The organism is Allosphingosinicella sp., from assembly GCF_035626655.1.
Lineage (GTDB): Bacteria > Pseudomonadota > Alphaproteobacteria > Sphingomonadales > Sphingomonadaceae > Allosphingosinicella.
This window is the reverse complement of sequence record NZ_DASPNF010000009.1, coordinates 90,463-108,705: the sequence shown is the minus strand read 5'-3', so window position 1 is coordinate 108,705 and position 18,243 is coordinate 90,463. Positions and strand designations below refer to the sequence as shown.

Here is an 18,243-nt window from a genome sequence, read left to right as displayed (position 1 = left end):
GCGGCACGCAGGCTTTGCGTCTATTCGAAGGCCCGACCAGAAGAAGGGAGTCGCCCGAACATGCGTCTGCTCGCCCCCGCTCTCGCCCTGAGCCTCGCCGTCCTGCCCAGCGCCGCTTATCCGTCGCTGCCGGAGGGGCAGGTCGCGCCCGATTTCAGCACCAGCGGCGCGCTTGCGGGCCGGCCCTTCCAGTTCAACCTTCGCCGCGCGCTGCGCAACGGCCCGGTCGTGCTCTATTTCTATCCGCGCTCCTTCACCGAGGGCTGCACGCTGGAGGCCCACGCCTTCTCCGAGGCGGCGCCCGAGTTTCGCAGGCACGGCGCGCAGGTGATCGGCCTCTCCGCCGACAGCTACGACCTGCTCCGCCGCTTCTCTGTCGAGGCCTGCCGCAACGCCTTCCCGGTCGGCATGGCGAGCCGCTCGATCATCCGCGACTATGACGTCCAATTCTCCGCCCAGCGGGGCAACCTCACCAACCGCACCTCCTATGTGATCGCCCCGAACGGGCGGATCATCCACGTCTATTCGAACCTCGACTGGCGCAATCATGTGACCGAGACGCTGCGTGCGGTGCGCCAGTGGCGGGCCCAGCAGCGCCGCCGGCGGCGCTGACCGGCGGCCGTCATGTCCTGGCAGGGGGAGACGATCTGGATCACCGGCGCCTCGTCGGGGATCGGCGCGGCGCTGGCGGAAGCCTTTGCGGCCGAAGGCGCGACCCTGATCCTCTCGGGCCGGCGGCAGGACGCGCTGGAGAAGGTCGCCGCGACCTTGCCGACGGAGAGCCTGGTCTTGCCCTTCGAGGCGACGGACTGGACGAGGCTCCCCGCCACGGTCGAGACGGCATGGCGCTGGCGCGATGGCGTCGCCCTGCTGGTCAACAATGCCGGCGTCAGCCAGCGCAGCCTCGCCGTCGACACCGTGGCCGAGGTTTATGACCAGCTCATCGACGTCGACCTCCGCGCCCCGATCCGCCTCACCCAGGCCCTGCTCCCCCGCCTCGTCGAGCGGCGGTCGGGCACGATCGTGATGATCGCCTCGGTCGCCGGCCGGCTCGGCCCGGTGCTGAGGACCGGCTATGCCGCCGCCAAGCACGGGCTGATCGGCTATGCCGACGCGCTGCGCGCCGAGGTCGAGAAGGCCTATGGCATCCAAGTGATGAACGTGCTGCCCGGCTCGGTGCGGACGGGCGTCGCGAGGAACGCGCTGCAGGCGGACGGCAGCGCGCGCGGCGAGTCCGACGCCAATATCGATGCCGGGATGGAGCCGGCCGAATGCGCCCGCCAGATCCTCGAGGGCCTGGTCCAGGGGAAACGGGAGATCGTCGTGGCGGAGGGCCGCGAGGCGCTCGCCGCCGCGCTGCGCTGGCAGGATCCGGACCAGTTGTTCGACATGCTCGCCGCGGAGGGCGCGCGGCTGGCCGAGGCGCGGGCGGCGGGCGAACGCCCCGATCCGACGCCGCTCAAGCGCTGAGATGGCGGATTTCGATCTCGGCCGCTTCGTCGAGGCGCAGGCGCAAATCTGGCCGACGGCGCTCGCCGAGCTCCGGGCCGGGCGCAAGCAGAGCCACTGGATGTGGTTCGTCTTCCCGCAGCTGGCCGGGCTCGGCTCAAGCCCGATGGCGGTCCATTATGCGATCCGTTCGGCGGACGAGGCCCGCGCCTGGCTCGCCCATCCGCTGCTCGGCGCGCGGCTGCGCGAGGGCGTGGCGGCGATGCTGGCCCACCCCGGGCGGAGCGCCGACGCCACATTGGGCGGCATCGACGCGCTCAAATTCCGTTCCTCGCTGACCCTGTTCGAGGCGGTGGCGGCGGAGCCCGCGCTTTTTGCCGAGGCGCTCGATCTCTTCTACCACGGCGCGCGCGACCAACGCACGCTGGAGCTGCTGGCGGGATGAGCGAAATCAGGCTGCACGAAAGCTGGCTCGGCCCGCTCGGGGCCGAGTTCGAGCAGCCCTATATGCAAGGGCTCAAGGACTTCCTGCTCGCCGAGAAAGCCGCGGGGCAGCGCATCTTTCCGAAGGGCAGCGAATATTTCCGGGCGCTGGACCTGACGCCTTTGGGCGCGGTCCGCGTCGTCATCCTCGGCCAGGACCCCTATCACGGCCTCGGCCAGGCGCACGGCCTCTGCTTCAGCGTCAAGCCCGGCACGGCCGCCCCGCCCAGCCTGGTCAACATCTACAAGGAGATGCAGAGCGATCTCGGCATCCCGCCGGCCCGGCACGGCTTTCTCGAGCATTGGGCGAAGCAGGGCGTGCTGCTGCTGAACTCGGTGCTCACCGTGCGCATGGGCCAGGCGGCGTCGCACCGCGAGCGGGGCTGGGAGCGCTTCACCGACGCGGTGATCGCCGAGGTGAACCGGCAGCAGAGCCCGGTCGTGTTCATGCTCTGGGGCAGCTACGCCCAGAAGAAGGCGGCGCAGATTGACAGCGTGGACAAGGGCGGGCGCCACCTCGTGCTGAGGGCGCCCCACCCGAGCCCGCTTTCCGCCCATAGCGGCTTCTTCGGCTGCCGCCATTTTTCGAAAGCGAACCAGTTCCTCGAAACAAACGGCCTGCCCCCGATCGACTGGGCGCTGCCCGCCGACGTCTAGTGCTGCCGGTCGCGGCGCTGCCGGTAGATGTTGCGGCTGGCGCGGTCCTGCATGCGCTCGAGCCGGTAGCGTTCGCGGCCGGTGAGGCCCGGACCGTCGCGGCGGCTGCGCGCCTCGTAGCGGGCGATGCGCGCCTGCTGGCGCTCCAGCCGCCAGACCTCGCGCCCGGTCAGCTGGCCGGAGACGACGCCGCGGTAGATGCGGTGCTGCTGGTGGCCCTGGCGCTGGTTGATGCGGGCCTCGGCGGGCGCCGCGGCGGCGAGGGTGGCGGCGCCGAGCAACGCGGCGGCGAAGAGATGACGGATACGCATGGCACTTCTCCTCGGGATCGAAATCTGTCCCGGGGAGCCTAACGGGCGGTGCGCCTTTGCCCTTCGCCGCTAGTCCGCGCGGACCGCCCGCCTGATCCGCACCGGCCGCTCCAGCATCTGGCCGCGCATCGCGCCGGCGCCGGCATTCTCGACGGTGGCGCCGGCGAGGATGCGGCGGACGACGTCCATCCCCTCCACTACGCGCCCGAAGGCGGCATAGCCCTCTGCGTCATTGTTGCCGCTGGAGGGGCGGCGGTTGCCAGCGTCCATCGAGGTCATGGTCCCCGAGACGATGAAGAAATCGCCCATCGCACTGCCCGGCTCGAGCCGCGCCATGGAGATCGTGCCGTCGACATGGCGCAGCCCGGTGCGGCTGGTCGGCTCGTGCGCGATCGGCGGCAGGCCGAGCATGGCATTGCGCCGGATGCCGCCCTGGATGAAGCCCTGGCCGGTCCGCCGCGGCGTCCGCGAGGCGCGGTAGAAGGTCACGCCGTCGAACCGGTGCTGGTCGACATAGGCGAGGAAATTGGCGGTGGTGACCGGCGCGGCACGGCCGTTCAGTTCCAGCACGATATTGCCGGCCTCCGTCTCCAGCCGAACCCGCGCCCGGTCCGGGACCGGCGCATTGGCCGTGCTGTTGCCCGACTGCGCCGCCGTATTGGCGGGGGCGGGCGCGTTGGCGGGCTGGCTCTCCCCACAGGCGGAAAGGAGAAGGGCGGCAGCGAGTCCGAGCGCGCGAATCATGGCGCGCACCATATCCGCAACCGCGCCCGCAGAGGCGAATTTTCCTACACGGCGAATTTGTGATCTACGCTCGCGGATGGACGATCCGTCGACCCCGCGCCCGCCTCGCCGGCAGCTGCCCGCTTTCGATCCCGTCCCGCTGCGCGCACGCCGCGACGGCTGGACCGAAGCGCGCCAGCGCGAGTTCATCCGCTTGCTCCATGTGAAGCGCTCGATCAGCACCGCCTGCCGGGCCGTCGGGATGAGCCGCAAGAGCGCCTATGCGCTGCGCGAGCGGCCGGGCGCAGAGAGCTTCGCGGCGGCGTGGGATGCGGCCTTCCATGGTAATGCCCAGGTTGTGCCGGCCGAGCACTATCCGCTCTGGCAGGCTCTGCTCCGCGGCCGCACGCGCGGCATCGTCCGCAAGGGCAAGGTGATCGGCACGATCACGCGCCCCGACAATGACGCCGCGCTGAGACTCCTGAAGCGGCTCGATCGCAGCGGCCGGCCGCCTCGCGCATGGCAGCGGTCGCGGGGCCCGGAGCCGGAAGGTGACAAGTGAACAAAATCCGCGAATCCGTCCACTTTGTCACCTTCCGCGGCCACGGGCGGGGGGCTAGATTCGACGCTTCACGCCAGCAACGAGGTTCCCGCCATGTCCACTTCCCCCTGGGGTGCGCCCTACAGCCACTCCCGCCAGGCCAATGTCGCCGACGACATCGATTATGCGATTCGTGGCCAGGAGCTGCAGTTCGTCGAGATCGAGCTCGATCCGGGCGAGAGCGCGGTCGCCGAGGCCGGGGCGATGGTCTGGAAGGATGCAAGCGTCGAGATGACGACCGTGTTCGGCGACGGCGGCGGCCAGGAGCAGGGCGGCTTCATGGGCAAGCTGCTCGGCGCCGGCAAAAGGCTGCTGACCGGGGAGAGCCTGTTCACCACCGTCTTCACCCACCAGGGCACGGGCAAGGCCAGGGTCGCGTTCGGCGCGCCGGTGCCGGGGGCGATCATTCCGGTGAAGCTGGACGCGCTCGGCGGCACCCTGATCTGCCAGAAGGACAGCTTCCTCTGCGCCGCCAGGGGCGTCTCGATCGGCATCCATTTCCAGCGCCGGATCATGACCGGACTGTTCGGCGGCGAGGGCTTCATCATGCAGAAGCTGGAGGGCGACGGCTGGGTGTTCGTGCAGATGGGCGGGATGGTGATCGAGCGCGAGCTCGCCGCCGGCGAGGAGCTGCACGTCGATACCGGCTGCATCGCGGCGATGATGCCGAGCGTCGAGTTCGACCTGATCGGCGCGGGCGGGGTGAAAAGCGCCCTGTTCGGCGGCGAAGGGCTGTTCTTCGCGCGGCTGACCGGCCCGGGCAAGGTCTGGATCCAGTCCCTTCCCTTCGCGCGGCTGGCCGGGCGGATGCTCGCCGCGGCGATGCCGATCGGCGGGCAGAATCGGGGCGAGGGCTCGGCGCTCGGGCCGCTCGGCAACTGGATCCAGGGCAACAGCTGAGATGGCGCAGTCGCTCGCCCATGTCGCGCTCGTCGTCCGCGACTATGACGAGGCGATCGCCTGGTTCAGCGAGAAGCTCGGCTTCGAGCTCCTCGCTGACGAGTATCAGGCGGAGCAGGACAAGCGATGGGTGCTGGTCGCCCCGCCGGGCTCGCCGCCCGGCGGCACCTCCCTGCTGCTCGCCCGCGCGGCGACGCCGGAGCAGGCCGCCTTCGTCGGCGACCAGGCGGGCGGGCGCGTCTTCCTGTTCCTGCGCACCGACGATTTCGACCGCGACCATGCGGCGATGCTCGCCAGGGGCGTCACCTTCGTCCGCCCGCCGGTCGCGCAGCCTTATGGCAAGGTCGCCGTCTTCCTCGACCTCTACGGCAATCGCTGGGATCTGGTGCAGTTCAGCGCGGCCCCGGCGCCCAGCCCCGCGGGGCGAGCGTGAAGCCGGCAAAGTCGAAGGCCGGCGAGACGACACAGGAGACCAAGGCCCAGCCCCGGTCGGCGCGCGCGGCCTGCCAGTGGCCGGGCGGGATCCGGAATTGTGGCACCTCGCCCGCGAGCACGTCCGGCCCGAGCCGCGCGGTTTCGACAGGGCCCTCGTCCGCGGCCGCGGTCTCCAGGCGAAGGGCGCTGCCGGCGTGGAACAGCCAGAGCTCGGTCGCGTCCACCTTGTGCCAGTGCGAGCTCTGGCCCGATTCGAGCAGAAAGAGGATGGCGGTCGCGGACCCGCGCGTGCCGGCCGGCGCCTCGGCGCGCCAGGTCTCGCGGTACCAGCCGCCTTCGGGGTGCGGCGCCAGCGCAAGCGCGTCGATCAGGGCCCGGGCGTCGTCCATGCCCGATTATAGGCCGCTTGGGCCGGGGCGAAAGCGGGTCGGCCGCCCCGGACAAGAAAAGGGCGCCCGCGTCGGGGCGCCCTCCAGGTGGCCGGTCGGGAAGACCAGCCTACATGCCGACCGTGTTGGATTCGACATTGTTGGTGCTGCCGCTGTCGCGGATCGCGTCGGCGGCGTTGCTGCCGGCGTCGCGCACCGCATCCGCGCCGTTGGTGAGCGCGTCCGCGGCCTGGTCGTTGGCGGTGTTGCTGGCCATCGCCTCCATATTGTCGGCGACGTTCTCCATCGCGTCCTGGACGTTGGCGGCATTATTCTCGGTCGGCGTCCGGCTGCAGGCGCCGAGCGACACCAGGCAGGCCACCGCGGCGAGCTTCAACACAGTCTTCATAAGGCATTACCCCTTCGAAACAGGATCGGGCGCCCTGGCCCGGCCCGGACGCCCCCGGATGCGGTCAGGCATCCGCGGGCGACAAAGCCCGCCATGGCGAAAAGGTTCCCTCGGCTTGGCTCGGCCTGCCGCATTTAGCGCCGCTTTAACCCTTGGCGCCTAGGATGGGCGCCCGAAACGACGGGGCAGAAATATGAGCTTCTCCTTCTCCGATTTCGCGGCCGCGCTGCGGAACGGCCACCGGATCACGCCCGAGGACGTGCTGGCTGTGCGCCGCGCAGTCTGGCCGGACGGCCGGGTCTCCGACGCCGAGGCCGGCATCGTCTTCGACCTCAACCGCGCGGTCGGCGAGCCCTCTCCCGAATGGCGCGACTTCTTCATCGAGGCGCTGACCGACTATGTCGTCAACCAGAAGGCGCCGCGGGGCTATGTCGACGAGGCCAATGCCGCCTGGCTGATCGCCGAGGTCGACCGCGACGGCGAGCCGGTCAGCCGGCTCGAGGTCGAGCTGGTCGTCAAGGTGATCGAGCGCGCGCTTAACTGCCCCGCAAGCCTCAGGAGCTGGGCGCTCGCCCAGATCGAGGAGGCGGTCGTGCGCGGCGCGAGGACGGTCGACGCCGACGAATGCCGCCTGCTCCGCCGGCTCGTCTTCGCGCCGGGCGGCGAAGGCGCTCTGGTCGTCGGTCAGGACGAGGCCGATCTGCTGTGGCGGCTCAAGGATGCCTGCCTCCGGTCCGACAACGCCCCCGAATGGAAAACCCTGTTCGTCCAGGCGGTCGGCAACCATCTGATGGCCTGGTCCTCCTACAAGCCGCTCGAGCGGGACGAGGCGGCGCGGCTCGAGGCTTTCGTCAACGATCATTCCAGCTCGGTCGCCGGCTTCTTCGCCCGGATGCGCGGCGCCAATCCGTTCGCGGAGGCGAAGAAGGTGCTCGACGAGGAGAAGGACGTCGATCACGCCGCGCGGCTCGCCGAGGCCGAAGAGGTCACGCCCGACGAGCAGGGCTGGCTCGACCGCAAGGTCGAGGCCGACGGCGCCCGCGACCCCTATGAGGAAGCCCTCCTCGCCTTCGTCGCGGCGGAGAAGCGGTAGGCAGAACGGGCGGTTCGGCTCGCCCCGTCAGCCTGTCATCCGAGAGGGTCACGGCGATCTCTTCCGCCGCTTGTCCCTCGTCCAGCCCATCACCCAGACCCACATCCGGGGGTCGTTCGAGCCGCACCGTTCGCAGCGGAGTCTCAGCCCGGCTTCACGCAAGGGTGTCGCGGTCGGGAACATTTGCCGCAGCTCATATGGGTCGGCCACGACGGTCCGACCGCAGCGACGGCACCGCATCTCCAGCTTGCAACCGAGATCCACCAGGGTCCGGGTGGTAACGATGCCGCGTCGCAGGAGCTGGGCGGCAGCGTCGCTCATCCGCTGCGGCGGTAGACCAAAGCCCCGTGCGCCACGGGTCTTGGGGCTCACGGCTCGACTCGCATGTTCCCATTATGTTCTGCTCCTCGCCGAGAGTCGAATCAGTACGGCTCAACACTCTCTTGGGGCCGGGCCGGCGGCGCGGTGTTCAGGCGGAAGGCCCGGTGAAGGCGCGGCTCACCAGGCTTCGCTGACCGCCCGCACGCCCCGATATTCGTCGATCCGGCGGAGAGTCGCGGGCGAGACGCCCCCGGGCAGGGCATCGAGCGCGAAGAAGCGCGCCTCGGCCACCTCGACCCCGTCGGCGCGGACCGCGCCGTCGACGCGGGCGCGGAAGAGGTGGACGGTGTCGCGCTTGCCTTCGCTGGTCGAAATATGGGTGGAGACGAAGACCAGATCGGCAAGACCGCAGCCCAGCTCCTCGCGCATCTCCCGCGCCGCCGCTTTTGCCGGCTGCTCGAACGGGCGGATGCCGCCGCCGGGCAGCAGATACTGGTCGGTGCGGCCGTAAGTGTGACGGACGAGCAGCACGGCCCCGGCCTCGTCGAACAGCATCACCTTCACGCCGCGGGTGCGCGGGCGGAGGATCCGCCAGAGCCGGCGCTGCAGGAGGTAGAGAGCGACGAGCCGGCGCACCGCGATCCGCGCGGCGGCTAGAGAAACTGGGTGAGGCTGAGGCCGTTGCCGTCCGGGTCGTTGAAGAAGGCGACCTTCGCGCTGCCGTCCGGCGAGGTCCAGATGCCCTTTTCGTCCTGGCCGAGGCCCGGATAGATGTTCATGGCGACGCCGTTCGCGGCCAGCGCCGCGACCGCCGCCTCCATGTCGTCGACCTGCCAGCCGAGCACCGGATGGGCCGGCGGAATGTGGCCGGGCACCTCGGTCAGGCGGAGCATCACGCCGTCGAGGTCGAACAGGGCGGCGAAGCCGTCATCGCCCGCGCGCGGCAGGCCGAGCGCCTCGGCGTAGAAGGGCTCGGCGGCCTTGCGGTCCTTAGTGGTGATCATGGCGATCGGGCGGGCACCGGCTAGTGACATGGCGAGTCTCCCTATTCTTGCGTCCGCACGATCATGCCCCATCCGGAGCGAAAAGCCATCGCCCGGACGGGTGATTCCGGCGCGCTCTAGCGCTCGACCGTCACGCGCAGATAGGTGGCGGGGATTTCGGTGCGGTCCGGTCCGGCCCGGTTCTGCGCCTCGAACAGGAGCGTGAGCTCGGCATGGAGATCGGCCGCGCGGCCCGACGCCTCGGCCGCCGCATAGGCGTTCATCGTCGGGCCGTAATAGAGGCGGAAGATGTCGAGGAATTGGGCGGGCGGGCCGTCATGGCGGAAGACCCAGGTGTCGGGCAGGCAGGAAATCCGCCCGGCGGGAATGCCGGCGGCGCCGAAGCGCTCGCGGACTTTGTCAGCAACGCCCCAGGTCACCGGGCTGACGAAGCCTCGGGCGGCGGCGGCGTATAGGCGGCGCTGATCTTCAGAATCTGCGCGACCAGGGTCGGATCGCCCGGGATCCAGTTGCCCATTACGATGCGCCCGCCGGGGCGGGTGACGCGCACCATCTCCCTCGCGACGTCGTGCGGGCGCGGGGCGAACATGGCGCCGAACATGGTGAGCACGAAGTCGAAGCGGGCGTCGGCCAGGCTGGCGAGATCGGAGGCGTCGCCTTCCTCAAAGCGGAGATTGGCGAGGCCCGCGGCCTGCGCCCGTTCATTGCCCGCGGCGACGAGATTGGCGGCGATGTCGATGCCGAGCACGTTCGCGCCGGCGCGGGCGGCGGGCAGGGCGGTGGTGCCGTCGCCGCAACCCAGATCGAGCATCTCCATGCCGGGGCCGATGCCGAGCGCAGCGATCAACTCCTCGCCGCTCTCGCGCATGGTCTCCGCGATGCGGGTGAAGTCGCCCTTTTCCCAAAGGGCCTTGTTGGGGTTCATGATCCGTCTCCTCGGTGAAGGGCGCCGCCTAGCCGGACCGGCCGGGCGGGACAGGCGCGTGCGACCGAAACGACCGATCGCGCGACGGAAAGGGCGAGAGGCTCAGGCGGCGGCGAAGCTGACGGCCTCGATCTTGTTGCCGTCGGGATCGCGGACGAAGGCGCCGTAATAATGGGCGTCATATTCGGGGCGAAGGCCCGGCGGGCCGGCATCCTCGCCGCCATTGGCCAGCGCCACGCGGTAGAAATCGTCCACCATCGCCCGCGTCTCGGCGAGGAAGGCGACATGGACGCCGTTGCCGACGCTGGCCGGTCGGCCGTCGGTCGGCTTCTCCAGGCTGAAGAACATGATCGAGGTGCCGTAATCCAGCGAGCCGTCGCGCTCGTGCAGCTTGCGGATACCCAGGGTGGCGAGCACCGGATCGTAGAAAGCGGCGGCGCGGGCGGCATCACTGGTGCCGAGGGAGACATGGCTGAGCATGCGGACGGGAACGCGCCGCCAGCGGGGCGGTTGCGGGCGGGTTTCGACGGGAGCGGGTCGGGCTTCGACCAGCGACGCGCCGGGCAGTGGCGCTCCCGGGGCCCTGCTCTTACGGTTTCGCCATGAATATTTCCCTCCGTTCGCTCCTGGCCGCGCTGGCCCTGGTCTGCCTCTCCGCCTGCATGACCGTTCCGGCCGCGCGCCCGTCGCTGGCGGGCGCTTGGCATTTCCGGATCGACACGGGCGGGGGCCGGATCACGCTCGGACAGCTCAGCCTCACGCCAGCCGCGGGCGGCTATACGGGCAGCCTGACGACCAACCGGGGCGACAATGTGCTCCCGGTCCGCTCCTTCACCGTCGACGGAAGGGCCGTGCGCATGCACGTCGAGTCGCCGCAGGGCGCGGTGACTTTCGCCGGCGACCTCGCCCCGGGGTCGCGGGCCTTCGCCGGCACGGTTACCTATCATGACGGTCGCCGCTTCACCCTGCGGGCGACGAAGGACTGACGGGCGGCCGCAGGGGACGCGAAAGGTCACCAAGGTCACGCCTCTACGCGCGCGCGCCCGAGGAGCGAGAAAGGTCAGACCCGGGAGGAACGAAAGACTGGCCATCCCCAGCGTAGACCAGAGACTTTCCTACATTGAAAGCGTCGCCGCTCAGGCCGGCCGCTGGACGACCCGCAGCGTGTTGCCGAACGGGTCGGTGACATAAAATTCGCGCGTCCCCCAGCTCTGGTCGACCGGACCGAGATGGACCGGAGATTCGGTACGGCCCGACTGGTCCAGACCGCGCCCGGTCCAGCGGGCGAAGAGGGCGTCCACGTCGTCGACGAGCAGATGCGCATTGACGCGGGGGACCTGGTCGGTCGGCAGGCTGGTCAGCATCAGCTCCGCCCCGTGGCGGGTGAGGCTGACGACGGGATCGTCGGGCGCCCCCCAGAGCGTGAAATCGAGGAGGCGCGTGTAGAAATCGACCGCGGTCCGCATGTCGGCGACGTGGAAAAGCGGAACCATCTTCATGCCGCGTCGCCCGTCGTCGCGCTCAGATCAGTTCCGCCGTCCGGGCGAAGCCGAGGCTGTCGAACATCTCCAGGAAGCGGACCGCCTTGCCGCCCTCGAAGGTCCAGATGTCGACCTTGGGCGTGTCGATCTCCTGCCCGGTCCGCCGGTGCCGCCAGGCGCAGCGGCCGATCCAGACCACGGTGTCGCCGTCCGCCACGATCTTCTCCTGGGGAAAATCGATCATCTCCCAGTCGCGGTGGACGATCGCGAAATATTCGCGCGCCTCGCCCTGCGAGCGGCGCCAGGCGGCGAGATCGTCGGGCAGAGCGGGCTCGAGCACCGAGCGCATCTCGATCCCGTCGGCCATCAGGTCGAGGAACAGATCGGGGGTCATCCCCCTGGTGTCGCGCCACTGCGCGTAGGCGTGGGCAAGCCGGTCGACCGGCAGTTCGGGATCAGGCATGAGCGTATCCTCCCCGGGCGGGGAGGATAGCACAGAGCAGGGCGCGCGGCGCGCGTTTTGTTCGGCGGTCAGCGCGCCGGGCTGCCCCGGGCGATCCACGCCAGCTCGGCGTCCAGGGCGGCGCGGGCCCGGCGGGCGTGGCGGAGGAAATGCGGCCAGGCGCGGGCCAGCGAGCGGCGCAGGGCCGCCGCCTCGGCCCGGGGCAACGGGCATTCGCGCAGATAGTCGGCCAGCCGCTGGTCGAACGAGCTGCGCGAGGTGCCGAGCTCGAACGGCACGATCGCGCTCGCATCCCCGCTCCGGCAGCGGCCGCGGCGAAATTCGTCCGAGAGCACGACGCCGCCATTGCCGCGCCAATATTCGAGATAATGTTCGTAGGCCCAGCCGCGCCCGCGGCGGGACAGGCGGGCGACATAGCCGCCGTCGCCCGAGCCGCCCGAGCTGATCCGCCAGCCGGCGACCATTTCGGCGCGGTCGCGGGGCCGGACCGGAGCCGCCGATGCGGCCGGCGGGGCGAGGATGGCCAGCGCCAGCAGCAGCTGTGCAGCGAGACGGACCTTCATCTCTTCCCTCCCTGGACGGCGCCGGCAACGCGGCCGGATCGTTTCGGTAGCGGGCCGGCGATGAACCGGCGGCAACGGCCGGGCTCAATCGATGATCTTCATGTCGCCTTCGGCCGCCATCCGGGCGAGCGCGTCCTTCATGTCCTGCAGCCGCCCGGGCGGATGGGGTTCCCACTCCGCGACCTCGCCGACGATGCGGAGCGGGTCGCGGGAGCGGTAGGAGCTGGTCGGGTTGCCGGGGAATTTCTTGTCGGTGAGATTGGGGTCGTCCTCGAACGGGCCGGTCGGCTCGACGATGTAGATGCGCTCGCGGCCTTCTCCCCTGGCCAGCTCGCAGCCCCAGATCGCCGCGTCGAGCGAGGCGGAGAAGTAGACCCAGGAGAGCTTCTGTTCCTGGTAATTGGAGCTGAAGCCGGGCGCGAGCAGGTCGCCGACGCACAGATCGGCGCGGGTGCCGTGGTAGAAGGGCGGCACGGCGTCCTTCGCGTAGGTCATGGGCGCCTCACCGCGTCACTCACGCTCGGGCTCCGCCTCGCGATTGTCGTGCCAGACCCACCAGTCATAGGGGTCGGTCTGAGGATAGCCGGGGGGTGAATCCTCCCATTTTTCCTGGCGGCCGAGCGCGGTCATATCGAGCCAGTTCCACAAGTTTCCCATCTGCTCGTCGCCGCGGCCGCTGGTGAAATAGGTGCGGAAGATGCGCTCGCCGTCGCGGAAGAAGAAATTGGTGCCGTGCCATTGGTCGACCCCGAAATCGGCGTCGAACTCGTCGGTCAACGTGTACCAGGGGATATGCTCCCAGCCCATCTTCGCCTTCTGCCGGGCGAGGTCCGCCTGCGAGCCGCGCGAGACGAAGGCGAGCTGGGTGTCTCGCTGATTGAGGTGGGCGGGATGCACGGCGTGATCGGCGACCAGCGAGCAGCCGATGCAGCCCCGCTCCGGCCAGCGCGACACGCCCGGCTCCATGAAGGCGCGGTAGACGATGAGCTGGCGGCAGCGGCCGAACAGCTCGCGCAGGTTCACCCGACCCTGCGGCCCCTCGAACGCATAATCCTTCTCGACCGCCAGCCAGGGCATGCGGCGGCGTTCGGCGGCCAGGGCGTCGCGGGCGTGCATCACCTCCTTCTCGCGCTCGTGCATCCGCGCAAAAGCGGCGTCCCATTCGGCGCGCGAGACGACGGGGGGAATCTGCATGGCTTCGCCCGTGGCGTTCGCGGATGATCCCGTCATCGCTCCATCTCCGATCCTGTTGCGGGAACTGCCACGCGGGCAGGCCCGGGATCAACGTCGACCCGCGCGGAAAGGTTGCTCTGGATCAGTTTCGGGCCGGCGGGTGCGGAACCTGACAGTCCAGAAGCTGACAAAGCTGACACGATAATCCTACAGCTCAACGCTCGTCCTCGTCGCCGTCGGGGCGGCCGCGATGGACGGGTTCCGGCTCAGGGTCCGGCATCCGTTCGCCCCGCAAGGCGGCGTTGAACTGCCGCCACGCCGCCTTCAGCATACGCGCGATGCGGAAGGAGAGGATCCCGATCGGCCCGTCCTCGTGCCGGCTCACCTCCTCCAGCCGGTCGTGCCAACGGCCGTAGCGGACCGGATCGCGGTAGCGGAGCAGGAACATCGTGAGTCTCTCGTCAAAATGCCGCCGCTCGCCGATCTGCTCGCCATTGTGAAAGATCGGCACCGGCACGCCGTTGATCGCGCGCGCCATGGCGGCATCGTCGAGCCGCTCCACCATCACGTCCTTCGCCGCGGCCCAAGCGAGCCGGAAGGCCTGCGCGTCGGGACGGCGGCGCAGCGCGTAGGCGGAGTCGCGGCTCATCCCGACCGCGCGGCAGGCCTCGTCGACGCAGCCGCATTCGGCGAGGCGCTGGATGAATTCGAGCTGCTTGTCGGGGACCCAGCCGTCGTGGCGGTAGCGGAGCAGGACGGGCTCGAAGAGGGCGTCGTCCTCGTCGGCGTCGGATGGGGTGGCGGGGTCCTCGGGGGGAGGGACGGGGGAGGATGAGTCGGTCATCCCCAGCTTAGGACAGAGATTATCCTACATTGGGAGGGGAGATTGATCCGGAATGGAGTTGGTAACACGCGAGCCGCAAGGCGAGAAATTGGAGCACTGTCACTGCAATTCCGCATTGACGCTGTATTAAAGCAGTAATACGCTTCGCCGAGAAAGGGAGCGAGCGATGCGGTACTGGCTGGCTCTGGCGATGATCGCGGCGGCCGGGAGCGCGCCGGCCTGCGCCCAGGAAACGACCGCGGCGGCGGTTCCCTCGACATTGGCTGCGCGGGTCGACGGCAGGACGGTGAACCATGCCGGCGAGGGCGTGACGGTGCGGGTGCCGGCCGGCGCGACCTATGTCGGCGGCGAGCGCTTCAATCTCTACGGCGTGGCCGACGCCGAAATTCACGTCTACGTCGAAGCGGACGCGCAGCGCCGGCTGACCCGGCTCTACTGGATCCAGTTCGAAAGCTACCTGCCGAGCGCCGCCACTGCGCGGTACAATTATGCGGACGGCAACACCCGCTACGATCTGTGGGGCGCGCCGACCTGGCTGGTCTGGGGGCCGCGGCGGACGGACAGCCCGACCAGGGCCGGCTCGGACCGCGAGCACGTGACCGGCATCCTGACCCGCGCCGGCTATTCAATCCCGCCCGAGATGATGAACGTCCGGATGGTCCAGATCCTCGACGATCCGCAAGGGACGGGCCGCGGCCGGCGCGAGCTGATGATGATCTATTCCGAGGATCTGGCGCAGACCGGGCGGCGCTATGACGAGCTGGTCCAGGACGGCCGCATCGTCACGTCGGCCTGGCAGCCGCTGCAGCAGCCGCTGATCGACCGCGCGACGACGGCGTTCGCGGTGGAGCGGCGGTAGGGACAGGGGGCTTGTCGAAGTGGCGCCGGCCGCACGGCGCGGCCGGGAGGAGCGCCGCTGTGCAAGGCCGCCTTGATCTTCGCCGCTCGCCTCGCTCCGGCGCGGAAGATCATCCCGGATCGAGCCGGGGCAGGCTTCGCTGCAGGTCCTCAGCCGCAGTCCAACTTGTCATCGAAGCTCAGATCAGCCGGCGCCTGCCCCGTCGACCGGTCAACCACGCTGGCCTCGCAATGGGAGCCGACGACGGCTCTCAGGGCGACATCGTAGGTGGCGCCCGGGCGCGGCGTGAAGCGGACGGACTTCCCGCAATTGCTCCGCCAGGCCCCGCTGGCACGCATGGTCGACATCCACAGGGTCACCGGCGCGCCCGCCGGCAGCTGGCGCTCCCGCTCCGCGCCGCTCAGCCACGAAAAGGACGCGAGCCTTCGCCGGCCCTGACAGACGCCGGCCGGCAGATGATAATAGGACTGCGCCGTGCTGCTGCCGAAGCCAAGGCCGCGGTCATAAGCCTTCCGGAAGACGAAGGTCGCGGATGCGCCGGCCGAGGTGCCTTGCGATTGCACCGTGCCCGTCATCGTGGCCGCAAATATGGCAACGAATATTGCCGACTTCATGATCGCGCGCATGGCGAAGCCCCCCTCTCCTGCATCGCGCTTATGCTGCGAATTCAGGAGTATCGCAACGAAGGTGCGAGGCCCTCAGTCATGTTCGCGCCCGCCGGCGCCCATGTAGAGTTCACTGCCTTTCTCCCGGAAGACCTTGCTCATTTCGGCCATGCCGGCCTCCGCCTCAGCCAAGGCTTCGGCGGACAAGTCCGCTTCCCCCTTCTCCTCCGTTCGGGCTGAGCCTGTCGAAGCCCTGCCTTTCTCTTCCGCCGTAAGAAAGGAAAACCCTTCGACAGGCTCAGGGCGAACGGTGGGGGTGGAGGCTGCGAGGAAACTGTCTGCCGACTGGTTCTGCTTCGCAGCAAAATCCCTGACTTCCTGGGTGATCTTCATCGAGCAGAATTTCGGCCCGCACATCGAGCAGAAATGGGCGGTCTTGGCGCCCTCCGCCGGCAGGGTCTGGTCGTGATATTGCTCGGCCGTGTCGGGGTCGAGGCTGAGGTTGAACTGGTCGCGCCAGCGGAATTCGAACCTCGCACGTGACAGCGCGTCGTCGCGGAGCTTCGCGGCCGGGTGGCCCTTGGCCAGGTCCGCGGCGTGGGCGGCGAGCTTGTAGGTGACGACGCCGACCTTGACGTCGTCGCGGTCCGGCAGGCCGAGATGCTCCTTCGGCGTCACGTAGCAAAGCATCGCCGTGCCGAACCAGCCGATCATCGCGGCGCCGATCGCGCTGGTGATATGGTCGTAGCCGGGGGCGATGTCGGTGGTGAGCGGGCCGAGCGTGTAGAAGGGGGCCTCGCCGCAGGCCTCGAGCTGCTTGTCCATATTGGCCTTGATCTTGTGCATCGGCACATGGCCGGGGCCCTCGATCATCACCTGGACGTCGTGGCGCCAGGCGATCTGCGTCAGCTCGCCCAGGGTGGCAAGCTCGGCGAACTGGGCCACGTCATTGGCGTCGGCGATGCTGCCGGGGCGGAGGCCGTCGCCGAGGCTGAAGGCGATGTCATAGGCCTTCATGATCTCGCAAATCTCGTCGAAGCGGGTGTAGAGGAAGCTCTCCCGGTGGTGGGCGAGGCACCATTTCGCCATGATCGAGCCGCCGCGGCTGACGATGCCGGTGACGCGCTTCGCGGTGAGCGGGATGTAGGGCAGGCGCACGCCGGCATGGATGGTGAAATAGTCGACGCCCTGCTCGGCCTGCTCGATCAGGGTGTCGCGGTAGATTTCCCAGGTCAACTCCTCGGCGACGCCGCCGACCTTCTCCAGCGCCTGGTAGATGGGGACGGTGCCGATCGGGACGGGCGAGTTGCGGAGGATCCATTCGCGCGTGTCGTGGATGTTGCGGCCGGTGGAGAGGTCCATGACCGTGTCGGCGCCCCAGCGGATCGCCCAGACCATCTTGTCGACCTCCTGCGCGACGTCGGAGGCGACGGCGGAATTGCCGATATTGGCGTTGATCTTGACCAGAAAGTTGCGGCCGATCGCCATCGGCTCGGACTCGGGGTGGTTGATGTTGTTGGGGATGATCGCGCGGCCGCGGGCCACCTCGTCGCGGACGAATTCGGGGGTGACGTAATCGGGGATCGAGGCGCCGAAATCCTGGCCGTCCCGGAGGTGGCCGCGGATTTGCTCGCGTCCGAGATTCTCGCGGACCGCCACATATTCCATCTCGGGCGTGACGATGCCGCGGCGGGCATAGTGCATCTGGGAGACATTCGCGCCCGGCTTTGCGCGGAGCACCTTGCGGCGGACGTTGGGGAAAGGCTGGACGCCACCGCTCCGGTCGGGGCCGAGCTGGCCGTTGTCCTCGGGGCGAACCTCGCGCTGCAGCACCTCCTCGACATCGCCGCGGCCGCGGATCCAGTCGCGGCGCAGCTCGGGCAGGCCCGCCATGATGTCGATGCTCGCGGCGGGATCGGTATAGGGGCCGGAGCAATCATAGACGCGCAAGGGCGGCTCGCCCGAACTGGGCTCGAGGTCGATCTCGCGCATCGCAACGCCCAGCGGGCCGACGTGAATCTTGCGGCTGCCGCGGATCGGGCCGGTCGTGACCTTGAGCTCGGTGCGGGCGGGGATGTCGGCCATTCGTCATTCTCCTTCAGCGGAGGGAGGACGGGCGGCCCGCATCTCCCTCCCTACGCCGGTGTCAGCCGGATCAGGTTCGACGGGTCTCGGCGTGCTCGCCGACTCTCAGCCGCGCGCAGCGGCCCCCCGGGGAATAGACCCGTCTAGCCCGAAGCCGGCCCGGGCGCTAGGCATGGCGGATGGAAATGCGAAAGCGGCCCAATCTGGACGATCCGGCCGAGCTTGCGGCCTACAGGCAGGAGCTCCGGCGGCTGATGCGGGTGCCGCGGATCCTGGGGCTGCTGCTGGTCGCGATCGGCACCGGCATCGTCATCTACGCGCAGCGCGCCGGCATCGAGGGGGCACTGAAGCCGATCGGCTGGGCGCTGGTCGCCTTCGGCTGGCTCAACCTGTTCCTGATCATCTATTATCGGAGCCGCTACCACCGCGCGCGCATGGCCGAGGATCCGGACGCTTTCTAGCAGCCGGGCTCGACGAGCCCGGCCTTCGCT

27 protein-coding genes, 1 pseudogene and 1 riboswitch are annotated in these 18,243 nt (G+C 69.4%); of the genes and pseudogenes, 11 read left to right on the top strand and 17 right to left on the bottom strand.

Annotated features, from left to right (window positions below; genetic code table 11):
- Window positions 1-60: 60 nt before the first annotated feature.
- Genes VEC11_RS08160 through ung form a run of 4 tightly spaced genes read left to right on the top strand, consistent with a single transcriptional unit; the run spans window position 61 to window position 2,589 of the window.
- Complete coding sequence (locus VEC11_RS08160) at window positions 61-612, top strand: peroxiredoxin (RefSeq protein ID WP_464130206.1); 552 nt, start codon at window positions 61-63, stop codon at window positions 610-612.
- 12 nt (window positions 613-624) lie between these two features.
- On the top strand, window positions 625-1,470 hold the full coding sequence (locus VEC11_RS08155; protein ID WP_464130205.1) for an SDR family NAD(P)-dependent oxidoreductase: 846 nt from the start codon (window positions 625-627) through the stop codon (window positions 1,468-1,470).
- Between the two features lies 1 nt (window position 1,471).
- The gene (locus tag VEC11_RS08150) at window positions 1,472-1,894 is read left to right on the top strand and encodes a DUF1810 domain-containing protein (protein WP_464130204.1); all 423 of its coding nucleotides are present in this window, start codon (window positions 1,472-1,474) and stop codon (window positions 1,892-1,894) included.
- On the top strand, window positions 1,891-2,589 hold the full coding sequence (ung, locus tag VEC11_RS08145; RefSeq protein WP_464130203.1) for a uracil-DNA glycosylase: 699 nt from the start codon (window positions 1,891-1,893) through the stop codon (window positions 2,587-2,589). Before VEC11_RS08150 ends, ung begins: the two co-directional genes overlap by 4 nt.
- Here the strand turns inward: ung and VEC11_RS08140 are convergent.
- Together VEC11_RS08140 and VEC11_RS08135 are read right to left on the bottom strand one after the other, a co-directional pair.
- Window positions 2,586-2,900 carry a hypothetical protein gene (locus VEC11_RS08140; protein ID WP_464130202.1) on the bottom strand — a complete coding sequence of 105 codons (315 nt, stop codon included), beginning with the start codon at window positions 2,898-2,900 and terminating at the stop codon, window positions 2,586-2,588. The two genes, ung and VEC11_RS08140, sit on opposite strands and share 4 nt — an antisense overlap.
- 69 nt (window positions 2,901-2,969) lie before the next feature.
- Window positions 2,970-3,644 carry a peptidylprolyl isomerase gene (locus VEC11_RS08135; RefSeq protein ID WP_464130201.1) on the bottom strand — a complete coding sequence of 225 codons (675 nt, stop codon included), beginning with the start codon at window positions 3,642-3,644 and terminating at the stop codon, window positions 2,970-2,972.
- A 76-nt stretch (window positions 3,645-3,720) separates the two neighbouring features.
- On the opposite strand from VEC11_RS08135, the gene VEC11_RS08130 reads away from it, so the two are divergent.
- The 3 genes from VEC11_RS08130 (at window position 3,721) to VEC11_RS08120 (ending at window position 5,557) form a co-directional block, all read left to right on the top strand.
- Window positions 3,721-4,185, top strand: a complete 465-nt coding sequence (locus tag VEC11_RS08130; RefSeq protein WP_464130200.1) for a hypothetical protein — start codon at window positions 3,721-3,723, stop codon at window positions 4,183-4,185.
- A 93-nt stretch (window positions 4,186-4,278) separates the two neighbouring features.
- Window positions 4,279-5,124: a TIGR00266 family protein gene (locus VEC11_RS08125; RefSeq protein ID WP_464130199.1), complete on the top strand. Its 846-nt coding sequence runs from the start codon at window positions 4,279-4,281 to the stop codon at window positions 5,122-5,124.
- Between the two features lies 1 nt (window position 5,125).
- Window positions 5,126-5,557, top strand: a complete 432-nt coding sequence (locus VEC11_RS08120; protein WP_464130198.1) for a VOC family protein — start codon at window positions 5,126-5,128, stop codon at window positions 5,555-5,557.
- Here the strand turns inward: VEC11_RS08120 and VEC11_RS08115 are convergent.
- Together VEC11_RS08115 and VEC11_RS08110 are read right to left on the bottom strand one after the other, a co-directional pair.
- Entirely contained in the window at window positions 5,517-5,948 is a 432-nt protein-coding gene (locus tag VEC11_RS08115; RefSeq protein ID WP_464130197.1) for a cupin domain-containing protein, read from the bottom strand. The two genes, VEC11_RS08120 and VEC11_RS08115, sit on opposite strands and share 41 nt — an antisense overlap.
- A 109-nt stretch (window positions 5,949-6,057) precedes the next feature.
- On the bottom strand, window positions 6,058-6,336 hold the full coding sequence (locus VEC11_RS08110; RefSeq protein WP_464130196.1) for a hypothetical protein: 279 nt from the start codon (window positions 6,334-6,336) through the stop codon (window positions 6,058-6,060).
- A 193-nt stretch (window positions 6,337-6,529) separates the two neighbouring features.
- Here VEC11_RS08110 and VEC11_RS08105 point away from each other — a divergent pair, with 193 nt between their 5' ends.
- On the top strand, window positions 6,530-7,429 hold the full coding sequence (locus tag VEC11_RS08105; protein ID WP_464130195.1) for a hypothetical protein: 900 nt from the start codon (window positions 6,530-6,532) through the stop codon (window positions 7,427-7,429).
- A gap of 498 nt (window positions 7,430-7,927) precedes the next feature.
- Here the strand turns inward: VEC11_RS08105 and VEC11_RS08100 are convergent, their stop codons facing one another.
- The 5 genes from VEC11_RS08100 to VEC11_RS08080 form a co-directional block, all read right to left on the bottom strand.
- Complete coding sequence (locus tag VEC11_RS08100; protein WP_464130194.1) at window positions 7,928-8,386, bottom strand: NUDIX domain-containing protein; 459 nt, start codon at window positions 8,384-8,386, stop codon at window positions 7,928-7,930.
- A gap of 17 nt (window positions 8,387-8,403) precedes the next feature.
- Window positions 8,404-8,784, bottom strand: coding sequence for a VOC family protein (locus VEC11_RS08095; RefSeq protein ID WP_464130193.1), 381 nt, complete (start codon window positions 8,782-8,784; stop codon window positions 8,404-8,406).
- Window positions 8,785-8,870: 86 nt separating this feature from the next.
- Window positions 8,871-9,173, bottom strand: a complete 303-nt coding sequence (locus VEC11_RS08090; protein ID WP_464130192.1) for a hypothetical protein — start codon at window positions 9,171-9,173, stop codon at window positions 8,871-8,873.
- Window positions 9,170-9,679: a class I SAM-dependent methyltransferase gene (locus VEC11_RS08085; protein WP_464130191.1), complete on the bottom strand. Its 510-nt coding sequence runs from the start codon at window positions 9,677-9,679 to the stop codon at window positions 9,170-9,172. The genes VEC11_RS08090 and VEC11_RS08085 overlap by 4 nt, the downstream gene beginning before the upstream one ends.
- Window positions 9,680-9,781: 102 nt before the next feature.
- Window positions 9,782-10,159, bottom strand: a complete 378-nt coding sequence (locus VEC11_RS08080; RefSeq protein ID WP_464130190.1) for a VOC family protein — start codon at window positions 10,157-10,159, stop codon at window positions 9,782-9,784.
- A 122-nt stretch (window positions 10,160-10,281) separates the two neighbouring features.
- Between VEC11_RS08080 and VEC11_RS08075 the strand changes: the two genes are divergently transcribed.
- Window positions 10,282-10,665 carry a hypothetical protein gene (locus VEC11_RS08075; protein WP_464130189.1) on the top strand — a complete coding sequence of 128 codons (384 nt, stop codon included), beginning with the start codon at window positions 10,282-10,284 and terminating at the stop codon, window positions 10,663-10,665.
- Window positions 10,666-10,815: 150 nt separating this feature from the next.
- Here the strand turns inward: VEC11_RS08075 and VEC11_RS08070 are convergent, their stop codons facing one another.
- The 6 genes from VEC11_RS08070 to VEC11_RS08045 form a co-directional block, all read right to left on the bottom strand.
- Window positions 10,816-11,178: a bleomycin resistance protein gene (locus VEC11_RS08070; protein ID WP_464130188.1), complete on the bottom strand. Its 363-nt coding sequence runs from the start codon at window positions 11,176-11,178 to the stop codon at window positions 10,816-10,818.
- Between the two features lie 22 nt (window positions 11,179-11,200).
- Window positions 11,201-11,623 (bottom strand): nuclear transport factor 2 family protein, encoded by a 423-nt coding sequence (locus tag VEC11_RS08065; protein ID WP_464130187.1) that lies wholly within the window; start codon window positions 11,621-11,623, stop codon window positions 11,201-11,203.
- A 68-nt stretch (window positions 11,624-11,691) separates the two neighbouring features.
- Window positions 11,692-12,186 (bottom strand): hypothetical protein, encoded by a 495-nt coding sequence (locus VEC11_RS08060; protein WP_464130186.1) that lies wholly within the window; start codon window positions 12,184-12,186, stop codon window positions 11,692-11,694.
- Between the two features lie 84 nt (window positions 12,187-12,270).
- Window positions 12,271-12,681, bottom strand: coding sequence for an NAD(+)--rifampin ADP-ribosyltransferase (gene arr / locus VEC11_RS08055; RefSeq protein WP_464130185.1), 411 nt, complete (start codon window positions 12,679-12,681; stop codon window positions 12,271-12,273).
- A gap of 15 nt (window positions 12,682-12,696) precedes the next feature.
- Window positions 12,697-13,380 carry a DUF899 domain-containing protein gene (locus VEC11_RS08050; RefSeq protein WP_464130184.1) on the bottom strand — a complete coding sequence of 228 codons (684 nt, stop codon included), beginning with the start codon at window positions 13,378-13,380 and terminating at the stop codon, window positions 12,697-12,699.
- 193 nt (window positions 13,381-13,573) lie between these two features.
- Window positions 13,574-14,203: a hypothetical protein gene (locus VEC11_RS08045; protein ID WP_464130183.1), complete on the bottom strand. Its 630-nt coding sequence runs from the start codon at window positions 14,201-14,203 to the stop codon at window positions 13,574-13,576.
- A gap of 166 nt (window positions 14,204-14,369) precedes the next feature.
- Between VEC11_RS08045 and VEC11_RS08040 the strand changes: the two genes are divergently transcribed.
- On the top strand, window positions 14,370-15,062 hold the full coding sequence (locus VEC11_RS08040) for a hypothetical protein (RefSeq protein WP_464130182.1): 693 nt from the start codon (window positions 14,370-14,372) through the stop codon (window positions 15,060-15,062).
- 149 nt (window positions 15,063-15,211) lie between these two features.
- On the opposite strand, the gene VEC11_RS08035 is transcribed toward VEC11_RS08040, so the two are convergent.
- Together VEC11_RS08035 and thiC are read right to left on the bottom strand one after the other, a co-directional pair.
- Entirely contained in the window at window positions 15,212-15,688 is a 477-nt protein-coding gene (locus tag VEC11_RS08035) for a hypothetical protein (protein ID WP_464130181.1), read from the bottom strand.
- A gap of 300 nt (window positions 15,689-15,988) precedes the next feature.
- Window positions 15,989-17,752 (bottom strand): annotated as a pseudogene (thiC, locus tag VEC11_RS08030) (phosphomethylpyrimidine synthase ThiC); the annotation flags it as partial.
- A gap of 30 nt (window positions 17,753-17,782) precedes the next feature.
- Window positions 17,783-17,891, bottom strand: a riboswitch (TPP riboswitch).
- Window positions 17,892-17,931: 40 nt separating this feature from the next.
- Here thiC and VEC11_RS08025 point away from each other — a divergent pair.
- The gene (locus VEC11_RS08025; RefSeq protein WP_464130180.1) at window positions 17,932-18,213 is read left to right on the top strand and encodes a hypothetical protein; all 282 of its coding nucleotides are present in this window, start codon (window positions 17,932-17,934) and stop codon (window positions 18,211-18,213) included.
- The last annotated feature ends 30 nt before the right edge of the window (window positions 18,214-18,243 follow it).

Coding starts and splice junctions, on each gene's coding strand:
- VEC11_RS08160 (WP_464130206.1), top strand. CDS start 61: ATGCGTCTGCTCGCCCCCGCTCTCGCCCTGAGCCTCGCCGTCCTGCCC.
- VEC11_RS08155 (WP_464130205.1), top strand. CDS start 625: ATGTCCTGGCAGGGGGAGACGATCTGGATCACCGGCGCCTCGTCGGGG.
- VEC11_RS08150 (WP_464130204.1), top strand. CDS start 1,472: ATGGCGGATTTCGATCTCGGCCGCTTCGTCGAGGCGCAGGCGCAAATC.
- ung (WP_464130203.1), top strand. CDS start 1,891: ATGAGCGAAATCAGGCTGCACGAAAGCTGGCTCGGCCCGCTCGGGGCC.
- VEC11_RS08140 (WP_464130202.1), bottom strand. CDS start 2,900: ATGCGTATCCGTCATCTCTTCGCCGCCGCGTTGCTCGGCGCCGCCACC.
- VEC11_RS08135 (WP_464130201.1), bottom strand. CDS start 3,644: ATGATTCGCGCGCTCGGACTCGCTGCCGCCCTTCTCCTTTCCGCCTGT.
- VEC11_RS08130 (WP_464130200.1), top strand. CDS start 3,721: ATGGACGATCCGTCGACCCCGCGCCCGCCTCGCCGGCAGCTGCCCGCT.
- VEC11_RS08125 (WP_464130199.1), top strand. CDS start 4,279: ATGTCCACTTCCCCCTGGGGTGCGCCCTACAGCCACTCCCGCCAGGCC.
- VEC11_RS08120 (WP_464130198.1), top strand. CDS start 5,126: ATGGCGCAGTCGCTCGCCCATGTCGCGCTCGTCGTCCGCGACTATGAC.
- VEC11_RS08115 (WP_464130197.1), bottom strand. CDS start 5,948: ATGGACGACGCCCGGGCCCTGATCGACGCGCTTGCGCTGGCGCCGCAC.
- VEC11_RS08110 (WP_464130196.1), bottom strand. CDS start 6,336: ATGAAGACTGTGTTGAAGCTCGCCGCGGTGGCCTGCCTGGTGTCGCTC.
- VEC11_RS08105 (WP_464130195.1), top strand. CDS start 6,530: ATGAGCTTCTCCTTCTCCGATTTCGCGGCCGCGCTGCGGAACGGCCAC.
- VEC11_RS08095 (WP_464130193.1), bottom strand. CDS start 8,784: ATGTCACTAGCCGGTGCCCGCCCGATCGCCATGATCACCACTAAGGAC.
- VEC11_RS08085 (WP_464130191.1), bottom strand. CDS start 9,679: ATGAACCCCAACAAGGCCCTTTGGGAAAAGGGCGACTTCACCCGCATC.
- VEC11_RS08080 (WP_464130190.1), bottom strand. CDS start 10,159: ATGCTCAGCCATGTCTCCCTCGGCACCAGTGATGCCGCCCGCGCCGCC.
- VEC11_RS08075 (WP_464130189.1), top strand. CDS start 10,282: ATGAATATTTCCCTCCGTTCGCTCCTGGCCGCGCTGGCCCTGGTCTGC.
- VEC11_RS08070 (WP_464130188.1), bottom strand. CDS start 11,178: ATGAAGATGGTTCCGCTTTTCCACGTCGCCGACATGCGGACCGCGGTC.
- VEC11_RS08065 (WP_464130187.1), bottom strand. CDS start 11,623: ATGCCTGATCCCGAACTGCCGGTCGACCGGCTTGCCCACGCCTACGCG.
- VEC11_RS08060 (WP_464130186.1), bottom strand. CDS start 12,186: ATGAAGGTCCGTCTCGCTGCACAGCTGCTGCTGGCGCTGGCCATCCTC.
- arr (WP_464130185.1), bottom strand. CDS start 12,681: ATGACCTACGCGAAGGACGCCGTGCCGCCCTTCTACCACGGCACCCGC.
- VEC11_RS08050 (WP_464130184.1), bottom strand. CDS start 13,380: ATGCAGATTCCCCCCGTCGTCTCGCGCGCCGAATGGGACGCCGCTTTT.
- VEC11_RS08045 (WP_464130183.1), bottom strand. CDS start 14,203: ATGACCGACTCATCCTCCCCCGTCCCTCCCCCCGAGGACCCCGCCACC.
- VEC11_RS08040 (WP_464130182.1), top strand. CDS start 14,370: ATGCGGTACTGGCTGGCTCTGGCGATGATCGCGGCGGCCGGGAGCGCG.
- VEC11_RS08035 (WP_464130181.1), bottom strand. CDS start 15,688: ATGCGCGCGATCATGAAGTCGGCAATATTCGTTGCCATATTTGCGGCC.
- VEC11_RS08025 (WP_464130180.1), top strand. CDS start 17,932: ATGGAAATGCGAAAGCGGCCCAATCTGGACGATCCGGCCGAGCTTGCG.